This is a genomic window from Paenibacillus plantiphilus, from assembly GCF_927798095.1.
GTDB lineage: Bacteria > Bacillota > Bacilli > Paenibacillales > Paenibacillaceae > Paenibacillus_Z > Paenibacillus_Z plantiphilus.
The window spans coordinates 88,003-97,666 of the sequence record NZ_CAKMMF010000026.1 but is presented as its reverse complement, the minus strand read 5'-3'; the positions used below and the strand labels follow the sequence as shown (position 1 = coordinate 97,666).

General features: G+C 38.6%; 9 protein-coding genes. 6 read left to right on the top strand and 3 right to left on the bottom strand.

Translation table 11 applies throughout. The features are described from left to right. The 6 genes from L6H65_RS20290 to L6H65_RS20260 form a co-directional block, all read left to right on the top strand. The coding region (locus tag L6H65_RS20290; RefSeq protein ID WP_236344487.1) for an S-layer homology domain-containing protein at window positions 1–2,292 on the top strand (2,292 nt) is incomplete at its 5' end. A 32-nt stretch (window positions 2,293–2,324) separates the two neighbouring features. Beyond that, window positions 2,325–3,476, top strand: coding sequence for an RES family NAD+ phosphorylase (locus L6H65_RS20285; RefSeq protein WP_236344486.1), 1,152 nt, complete (start codon window positions 2,325–2,327; stop codon window positions 3,474–3,476). Window positions 3,477–3,747: 271 nt separating this feature from the next. Beyond that, entirely contained in the window at window positions 3,748–5,049 is a 1,302-nt protein-coding gene (locus L6H65_RS20280; RefSeq protein WP_236344485.1) for an AlbA family DNA-binding domain-containing protein, read from the top strand. Between the two features lie 121 nt (window positions 5,050–5,170). Continuing rightward, entirely contained in the window at window positions 5,171–5,932 is a 762-nt protein-coding gene (locus L6H65_RS20275; RefSeq protein WP_236344484.1) for a GIY-YIG nuclease family protein, read from the top strand. A 215-nt stretch (window positions 5,933–6,147) separates the two neighbouring features. Continuing rightward, window positions 6,148–6,675, top strand: a complete 528-nt coding sequence (locus L6H65_RS26920) for a MerR family transcriptional regulator (protein WP_443093994.1) — start codon at window positions 6,148–6,150, stop codon at window positions 6,673–6,675. Continuing rightward, complete coding sequence (locus L6H65_RS20260) at window positions 6,666–6,953, top strand: DMT family transporter (protein WP_236344483.1); 288 nt, start codon at window positions 6,666–6,668, stop codon at window positions 6,951–6,953. Before L6H65_RS26920 ends, L6H65_RS20260 begins: the two co-directional genes overlap by 10 nt. Window positions 6,954–6,995: 42 nt before the next feature. Here L6H65_RS20260 and L6H65_RS20255 read toward each other — a convergent pair whose 3' ends face one another. Genes L6H65_RS20255 through L6H65_RS20245 form a run of 3 tightly spaced genes read right to left on the bottom strand, consistent with a single transcriptional unit; the run spans window position 6,996 to window position 9,618 of the window. Then, window positions 6,996–7,379, bottom strand: coding sequence for a hypothetical protein (locus L6H65_RS20255; protein ID WP_236344482.1), 384 nt, complete (start codon window positions 7,377–7,379; stop codon window positions 6,996–6,998). A 57-nt stretch (window positions 7,380–7,436) separates the two neighbouring features. Beyond that, on the bottom strand, window positions 7,437–7,655 hold the full coding sequence (locus tag L6H65_RS20250; RefSeq protein WP_236344481.1) for a hypothetical protein: 219 nt from the start codon (window positions 7,653–7,655) through the stop codon (window positions 7,437–7,439). Next, window positions 7,633–9,618, bottom strand: coding sequence for a S8 family serine peptidase (locus L6H65_RS20245; protein ID WP_236344480.1), 1,986 nt, complete (start codon window positions 9,616–9,618; stop codon window positions 7,633–7,635). The genes L6H65_RS20250 and L6H65_RS20245 overlap by 23 nt, the downstream gene beginning before the upstream one ends. Between the last annotated feature and the right edge of the window lie 46 nt (window positions 9,619–9,664).

Genomic DNA, 9,664 nt, shown 5'->3' with positions numbered 1-9,664 from the left:
GGCAATGTGACGACCGTTAGCTTCACGATCGATAAGACAGCACCTGTAGTGGCAGGAGTAACGAACGGCGAGAGTTATAAAGATCCAGTGACCGTTAGTTTTGATGAAGGAACGGCGACCTTGAACGGGGCTGCTTTTGTCAGTGGTACGGAGATTGAAGAAGCTGGTGTGTACACGCTGGTTGTAACGGATGCGGCAGGCAATGTGGCGACCGTTAGCTTCACGATCGACAATGTGGCGCCTGCTGTTACGGGAGTAGTGGAGGGCGGGTTTTATAAGTCGGTAACTCCCGATTTTAATGAAGGAACAGCAAGCTTAAATGGTAATGCTTATCTTCATGGAACTACTATTGATGGGGATGGTGCGTATACGCTTGTTGTAACGGATGCAGCAGGCAATGCAACGACCGTTCAATTCCAAATCGATGCAACCGCGCCAACGGGTACGGTAATCATTCAAGCGGGTGCAGAATGGACGAATGTGACGGACGTTGCACTCTCTCTGACTAGCAACGACGGAAATAATGGCAGCGGTATAGTGGAGATGCGCTTTTCTAACAACGGAAGTGACTGGGAAAGCTGGGAGCCATCAGCAATAACAAAGGCTTGGAGTCTTGTAACGGGTGACGGCGAGAAGACGGTATATGTACAGTTTAAAGACAAGGCTGGCAATGTGAGTGGAACAATCAATGACGTTATTAAGCTAGATCAGACGATTCCTACAGGAACAATCGCCATAAACAGTGGTGCAACCACGACAAGCGCCAAGTTAGTGACATTAGCTTTGACCTCTTCAGATGGCGCAGGCAGCGGCGTTACAGAAATGCGTTTTTCTGAAGATAATGTAACATGGTTGAATTGGGAGAATGTATTGTCTACGAAAAATTGGAGCTTTACGGGGGGCTCGGGATTAAAGAATCTTTATGTCCAATTCCGCGATGCTGCGGGTAATGTTAGTGTGGCAAACACAGCTTCAATTACCTACCAAGAAAGCTCTAGTTCAAACGGCGGCGCTTCTGGAAGTACGGGGAGCACTGAGGTCGCGTCCAATCTTGATGTTGTCATTAGTATGGGCAGTAAGTCAGAGAATGCAGCTAAAGTTGATATTACAATGGCAGAAGGAAAAAAGGTATCGACGGTCTTCTTGGAAGAAGCTCAGCTTAAAGGGATGCTGAATGAATCGAGTGACAGACCGGTTATTACCATTACGGTTCGCAACAATTCTGATACAGTCAATGTGGAGATGAATGCTGCTCTTCTGCAAAGCTTAGAGAACAACAATGCAATCATTCAAGTGCATACAGAAAACGTTGTCTATACGCTTCCTTTAGACCAAGTTAGCGTTAATAAATGGCGCAATCAATTAGGAGCCGATACCCCTCTGGAGGATATGAAGATACAGGTGCAAATGATTCATCTTCCTAATTCGGCATTTGCATTCAACAATTCGGGTGATGGACAGGTGTCACTTGTTGCCCCGCCAGTAAGCTTTTTTATTAAAGGGTTGCATGGAAACAAGGAAATAGAATTAAATCACTTCGATACTTTCGTAGAAAGGCGCATTGCAATACCGGCAGGGATGGATCCTACACGTATTACGACGGGAGTAAAGCTGATGTCGGATGGTACGATTATTCATATCCCGACGAAGGTAGTACGTGAAGGAGAGCGCGATTACGCTATCCTTAATAGTATGACGAATAGCATTTATGGACTTATTTATAATGAAAAAACCTTTACGGATGTATCCACACATTGGGCTCAGAAAAGTATCAATGACTTAGCATCAAGACTCGTCATTAATGGAGCGGACAAGCAGCGGTTTTTACCGAATAGCGAAATTACGCGCGCAGAGTTTATGGCTATTATTATCAGAGCATTAGGCTTAAGCTCAGCTGACAAGACGTTTCATTTCAAGGATCTAGCGGAGAAGGCGTGGTATCATCAAGCCGTTCAAATCGGATATTCTTATGGACTGGTCGATGGACATAGCGATGGTTCCTTCAAACCTAATGAGAAGATTACTAGACAGGAAGCGATGGTTATTCTGTCCAGGGCAATGAAGCTTGTGGGGCTGAATAAGGAGATAGACAATACGAAGCAGCAAGAACTAGTCAACAATTTCGCAGATAGCGAACAATTGTCCTCTTGGGCTCGTCAAGCAGCGGCATTAACCATTGAAAGCGACGTTATTGGCGGTTACAATGGCGAACTGCGTCCTCTGCAAAATATTACGAGAGCAGAAACCGCAGCAATCATTCAGCGATTTCTTCAAAAAGCGGAGCTCATTTAGTAAATAGGTATGAAAGGTGACTATCACTATATATGTTGATTTTAGTGTGTGGAGACTGTTTAAAGGATAGATTTTTTAAAAAATATGTATCAACACATTCAATAGAAGGGCAGTGTATCATTTGCCGAAATACTACAAAAAGTGTTGTTAATGTAGAGGAAAGGTCATTTCAAGCTTTATTTAAGGCAGTTATTAGGTATCATTACGAAGAGTATCACTACAATCCTCATTTCGGTGGTTATTTTCATTTAAGGAATCTTTTGATTAATAAAAACCCAATTATTGAACATCAATTCAGTAATCAAGAAGACGCCAATTTGCTGTATGATGAACTACCTAAAAAAGGGTACGCAATTGACAAATACGACGTTTCGATATATTACGGATTTGATGATAATATAAGGGGCTTATTTTCGAGCAACCTTCAGGATGAAGAGTCACAAATGATTAATGATCTTGAACAGAGAATCAAGAACGAGAATTATTTTATTATAGAAAAAGATTTAGCAACTATGCTTGAACCAATTACAAAGCTAATTCAAAGAAAGGTGCATAAGGGCAGGTCCTTTTATAGAGCTCGAATAGGTTGCGAAAAACAATATTTTGATCATCGAGGTTTTAATGACATTACGTATTTTCATGAGCCATATAAAGATAGTAAAATCGGTGCTCCACCTCCTCCGATAGCAGTTGCAGGACGTCTGAACCGTACAGGAGTTTCTTATCTTTATTTATCCTCTGAAATGAAAACGGCTGTAAGTGAAGTCAGGCCCCATCCAGGACACTTAATATCGGTCGGACAGTTTACTTTAAAACGGGATATAATAATTGCTGACTTACTAAAGCTAGACCTATGCGATTTTTGCACGGATGAATTGCTTGATTGGTTCGTATTGTTAAATAGTATTGGAAAGAAATTTTCGATTCCAATCATTCCTGAGGAAAGAGACAAGTACCTAATAACTCAATTATTTGCAGAGGTATTCCGATTGTTGGGTTTTGATGGTGTTGTGTTTCAAAGCTCAGTAGCAGACGGATATAATCTTGTATTGTTCGATTCAACCCTTTGCGAGTATTCCGAGGATAAAGCCAGTGTTTTTCGATGTGAAAATGTTGAGTATAGCGTTCGGGATACGAATGAGGGTGTGGTATTTGATAAAGATAAGTTTGATTCTTGGGATTAAATTTGACACGACGCTCGGGTGACATCAATACTTTGACTACACCCATAGAAGCCTGTGTAGCGTTATCTACGGACAGGGGTTCGAATCCGCTCAGTTTTTCGAACCCTTGTCCGTATAAAACTACAAACATAAGATGATCTAATGAGCCCATGTCCATACTTTTGGATATGGGTTTATTGTTGTAAGAGGTAAAGCAATACTTCATGTTGAACATAGTAAATGTGAATGTTGAGTGTATGAAGAGCGTTACTACATGCTGGAGGTAACTTATATGAATATCGAGCAGATTCAACAAAGGCTAGTGAAATTTCGTTCCTTAGAATTACGTTTAGAGCTTCACTCTAATTTTTCTGCTATGGAACTGATGCGTATTGTAGTTAGAAATACAGACTCGCTAAAAGAAACAGAAGTGTACAACTACGGTCAAGTGATTTTCATACAGCATCATGTAAGTGGAGAGCATCTTTCGCAGATAATAGAACAAATGAAAAAGCAGGGGAGGTTTTCTTTCGAGACACCCGATTTTTGCGAAATTATTGAGTGTAAGCATGATCTGTCCAAAATTAGTTTTGATGAAAGGAAACTCTCATCAGGTCAGTGGAATGGTATTCAGAGTAACAAGTTGCCATGCCAAATTATTCAGAGTAGCCAGGAAATAGACCATAAATTTAATCAATTGACGGATCGATCAATTAATAAAAGCGGGTTGTTGTATTTTCCAACTCTAAGAGATGCCGAATTTTATTACCTTTACGATACCTTTGCAGAGAATAACAATACCTTACGTTCGTTTTTTCAACTAATTATTTTTGATGAAAGAGCCTGGTTTGAGCGAATTTTAGTTAATAAATACGGATTGCAAGTTTCAGTAGCCGGAGAAGAAGCGGGTGTCTGCGAACTCAAGTTATTTGGAAAACGCCCGGGAATAGCCCGCGTAGTTGCATTGTCTAAGAATACTATGATAGATATCCCTTTAGATGCACTTTCTGCTGAACTTTATGTCTACTTGTCTTTGAATAACGAGGTGCTTGACACACGTTACATCGCCGAAGGTGTATTTGCATTTGCACCAACAGCAGATGTTGTTTTTGAGCAAGATGAACAATTCAATATTGAAGGAGTAATAATGCTTAGAGGTGAAGGTATTCATCATGATTATAAACAGGCGTATACAGATAAGATCCCCATTACGATGTGTGCTTTTGCAAATGCAGAGGGCGGCTCGGTATTTGTAGGAATTGACGATGATGGGAAAGTCGTAGGTGTTGTGAACGGAGACGATTTACGCTTAAAAGTCGAGAACTGGTGGGAGGACAATGCGATTGGAAAGGTAGACCGCAGGTACGTTTTTCATCCTTTGTTTGACGAAAAAGGAATTGAACGGACCGTTGTGGAAATACGTGTTGAAGAAGCGAAAACTAAACCGATAGCTATACGAAAGAATAACGGACAAGAAACATATTATATGCGCCGCGATGGAAGTAATCGACCAATGAGAAGGGATGATTTTGTTCATCTAATACAGTTGTCCTCTAGAAATTCAGACTCCACAAGCTTAATAATTCGAAAATAAGAAATCCAATTCTTCCAATGCCCCTTTCAGTTTATCGAGTAGAGTGATAAGCCATTGGGGTGCTGTTGTTAAAGCTCTGGATTAAGGCGTTATGTCACATTATTAATGAGCAGGTGAGAGAATGTTTGGGACTGTAATAAGAGATTGTTATAGTAAAGATGAAGTGGCATTGATTGTGAAATATCTTGATGATTTATGTAATCCTAATGATAGTATTGGATGGTCGTCATCGGGGATATATTGTTTCTGGGATTACTATACAGGAGAAGTTTTATACATTGGTTTAGCCATCGATCTTACGATTCGGTTTATGCAACATAACGGATTAACTGCTTTAGATAATAATTCATGCAAGAAACAGCAGATTGAAGAGTATTTTCAAAACAATGAAAAGATAGGATTCTCAATATTCGTTCAATCTGCTCTTGAACAGCCTAAACTATTTCAAAGCAGAGAGCGGATAAAGGATTTTCCATTAAGTTATCAAGAATCATTCAGCTTAATAGGTAAAAAATCATATGATAATTTAAAAAAGATAGAGGGGATTTTGATCCAAAGTTTTCGCATGAAACATAATCGTCTACCAAAGTGGAACAAGATTGGAGGTTCTGTTTCGGGACAGAAGGCCGCTTTAGTGGGGAACTATGAAATAGTTGACCTGTTTAGCAATGGGAACCCATCTTTACTTGCTTCTAAATATACTTTAAGAGAATTATCTGAAAATGATACTGCTCTTTATTTCGAAGAAAATATGCATGCAATGAGAATGAAAATGCTTTTAACTGGTATTCCCTTTAAAGTCGCTAAGAAAATATATTGTATGACTCACAAAGATGTTTATAGCAGAATGAAAAATGAAGGTTATTTTTCCCATTTAGTTTAAGTCAGCTCACAGAAGATCAATTCTTTAGTGATACTGTGCTACATTCTATTGTGCTCGGAGGATAATGTTTAGTAGATTGTAGTTTATCTAAGTAACATGCTACGGCGAATTGTGGTTTTGTACAGCCACGGATCGCCTCCACCATGAAAATCCACAACCGAATTTGAGGTTGTGGATTTTGCTTTATCTAACTTGTAATTCCAAATCTATAAGGAGTGGATCTGCGCCATAAATCAAATCCTCTTCTTTTTTGCCGACCTATTGGTTTACAATGTTCTGTTTTCTTAAAAAACTTGACTCTCACGTATACTGGAGACTATATACTTGTTGTTGAGAGGCGAGGCCATTATGTAGAGCATTGGACAGTTATCCAAGAATTATACCAATATATCCATAAGGACGCTGAGATACTACGACGAGATCGGTTTATCGGTTTATTGAAGCCTGCAAAGGTAGCTGATTCGGGCTATCGTTACTATTCTAATGAAGAGATTAGAGTGCTCCAGCATATAGCTGCATTGAAGGAGCTAGGCTTTACGCTGGCGTCCATCAAAGAAATGTCGTCTACAGGGAAGGATGCACAAGAACAACGTTGGAGAGATTATCTGGATTTTGAGCTGGCAGCGGTTGTGGAAGAAAGGAAACGTCTGGATGGCGGTGCTGTCAGTATGTTGCGGATTGTTTTTGTCTTATTGCTGTTGGCATATATTATAGGTTTTGAAATTGTCTGGCAATGGAAGTGAAGCCTGATGGAGTAATCGGAATTAAACGCGTAGCCAAAAATAACAACTGGACCAACAACATCATTCTCATAGGCGGATTTATTATTAGCTTCCAACTGCTTGTCAGTGCAATGGAAACAATTACGCTGGCGACTGCTTATGCAGTATGGACAGGAATTGGAACGGTGGGAGCTGCTATTGTCGGAATGATGTTTTTTAAGGAGTCGACAAGCTGTATTCGTATCAGCTGCATCTTAGGAATTATTTTTGCTGTTGTTGGCTTAAAGCTAGTTAGCTAAAATGGGATTCCCCAGTGGTTTTGCGCAAAACCACTGAAATGTTTAATATACGGTTTCGCGAAAATGGGGAATGACTTCATTTAGTAAAGCGGTAGCTTCTAGAAGCACTTCGACGCCTGCACCGTCATTGTATCGCGCAATCAGTTCGGCAATATATTGTAATTCATTCGACGTACCTTGGTCCGGCGCATAAGTCGCGGCATCTATGAAGGTCTGCGGGTCAAGGTCGGCGGTCATAAGCTCTAAAGGTGTCAACGAATCGTAATTTCTCACAAAGGAGTTAAGTTGTATGCTTGCGTCTGTAAATCGTGTGATATCTGCAGAATCATTATTCGTTTTATTAATCCACGTAACAAGGAACACCACACAAATAACGAAGGCCAATAATACAACGGCGATAATATCGCGCTTCGCTTCTTTACGCATGTATTATACCTCCTAACGAATTCTCAAGTACCATCATACTAATCTGCAGCATCTGCCTTATTGGGTCGAATCATTTTTACGCTTTGAGTGGTTAATTCTTTTTCTCTTTATGTTAAATAAGAAAACAAAAAGAGTAAACCACAATAAAAATGACACAATACTAACCATATCAGTAAGGCCGTTTTTTATTAAAGACCAGCTTCCAAATCCTAGTCCGCACAGACTGAGAAATAAACTTAACCATAATTCTTTCTCAGTCAACTTTTTGCTGCCCATTTGTATCACCTCCCGAGATATGAACAATGAACCCTTTTTCATCAATAATAGTTTGAATATGAAATAGATCAGTTATCATTTCCTTGGGCACAACAATTTTACCTTTTACAATAATTGCTGAATTGTATTCATTATCTTTGTTTTTCACATTAATCACAACAGCTTTTGACTGGTTCCCGACTATATGACGCTTACCTTTTATAAAAATTTGAGCGTGTTTTTTTTGATGATCCCATGTGACTTTTCCGCCTATACTTTCAATAATAGTTCTTAAAGGTAAATAAACTTGTTCATTACTGTTGAAATGTAGCATGTCTATTCGTACAAATTTTAATGGATTGAAAAAAGCATATTGACCTGGCTCCAATACTCTTGTATGTAGAGTATAACTTCCTGTATTCCCTAATTTGTTTTTAATTTTTATTATAATGTCATGCTTAAATGATGTAACAGCAACTTCATTCCCCTCAAATTTTTTTGGATCAATTATATGGGGCTCGAAAATGATGTCAGTTTCAGTATGAATTTTATTAGATTTTGAATAAACGATGGATAACAATTTACTAAAAGGGGGAATGTTATTATTCCACTTGATTTTGTAATAATCAACATCGTTTGAGTCACTAAATGTACCTATAAAATCATCTGATGGACTTAGCTCATAGGCTGATTCAACATTGTTATTTTCCTCGGCGATATCAATATTTTCTTTTAAGGTAATAGAAAAGCTATATTGAATGTTTTTTTCTTCTATAGACTTGAAATTAACGAAATTTAATCCTTTGTTTAGATTGCACGCGATACGCTGAAGCTGGGACCCGTTTAAAGGGACACTAATTTGATCATTAATAGTCATTGATATATTATCATCATTATTAGGAGGAACAATAACATCGATGTATGCTTGGCTATTTTCCTCTACGAATATCTTGTACCAATCGTTAGTATCATCCTTTCCTAACTCTGATGTGATACGTTTTTCAAACGATAGTGATTTCGCATCTATTATACTGTTATTAGGCTCAAAACTCGATTTTATATAGTCTTCTGAACTATCGAGTGCCCTTTCAAAATCAATGATTCCAAATCCCATTGAGCTGCTATATTCATTTTGATTATAACGTGAGGAGTACCTAACTTGACTTCTAATAATATCAGGTTCTGTATAGCCGAATTTTAAAATGATAGCAGCAACGAGTGCTCCCACCTGTGCAGCCGCCATCGATGTTCCATAACTTGTATAGTTTACATCCTGATTTTGAATGGCTGTCGTAACTTCCCACATTCCTACAACATCTAGAGAGGATCCACTATTTGCTGATTTATTAATTGAGAAATCATTGTTGACAGCTCCAACAGACAGCACAGTTGCATAAGATGCAGGATAATGAATTTCACCACCATTATTTCCTGCTGCAGCTACAATTACAACTTGATTTTTTTCAGCATATGCTACAGCTTCTTCCAATAGCTTATTACTATTATATGTCCCCAGAGCCATAATAATAACATTAGCCTTTTCATCTACAGCTTTTAAGATTCCGTTAGCTAAATCATTCTCGCTGCCAACAGAATTTTGGTTTAATACAACTATGGGTAGTATCTCCAATTTTCCGGTTAATGATTTGCCATAAAGAGTATCCAGTATGTTAGCTAGTATGAGCGCGACTCTAGTACCATGACTATTAGATACTAAGGGTGACGATGAAGGTGGAATGATATGCTCACTAGCAAGTAAAAATTCATTCAGACTAGTATTATCTGTATCGATTTGCGTGTCTAATATTGCTACTTTTACCTTTCCTGTAGTCAATTGTGTTTCTTGTTTAGCGATATTTAATTTATTTGATAATTCTTCATCTTTCGCAACTGATATAGCGCTGGTTGAATGAATAAGCAATGAGGCTGATAAAAGAAATATAGAAATGTTTTTAATTAAACTTTTGATAGGATTTCCCTCCATGAAGGAAAAACAAAGCCTTATCGTGTTTCAGATAAGGCTTTGTCTT

Bases quoted from the DNA above. Each gene is read 5' to 3' on its own strand.
- L6H65_RS20285 (WP_236344486.1), top strand. From the start codon at position 2,325: ATGTTGATTTTAGTGTGTGGAGACTGTTTAAAGGATAGATTTTTTAAA.
- L6H65_RS20280 (WP_236344485.1), top strand. From the start codon at position 3,748: ATGAATATCGAGCAGATTCAACAAAGGCTAGTGAAATTTCGTTCCTTA.
- L6H65_RS20275 (WP_236344484.1), top strand. From the start codon at position 5,171: ATGTTTGGGACTGTAATAAGAGATTGTTATAGTAAAGATGAAGTGGCA.
- L6H65_RS20260 (WP_236344483.1), top strand. From the start codon at position 6,666: ATGGAAGTGAAGCCTGATGGAGTAATCGGAATTAAACGCGTAGCCAAA.
- L6H65_RS20255 (WP_236344482.1), bottom strand. From the start codon at position 7,379: ATGCGTAAAGAAGCGAAGCGCGATATTATCGCCGTTGTATTATTGGCC.
- L6H65_RS20250 (WP_236344481.1), bottom strand. From the start codon at position 7,655: ATGGGCAGCAAAAAGTTGACTGAGAAAGAATTATGGTTAAGTTTATTT.
- L6H65_RS20245 (WP_236344480.1), bottom strand. From the start codon at position 9,618: ATGGAGGGAAATCCTATCAAAAGTTTAATTAAAAACATTTCTATATTT.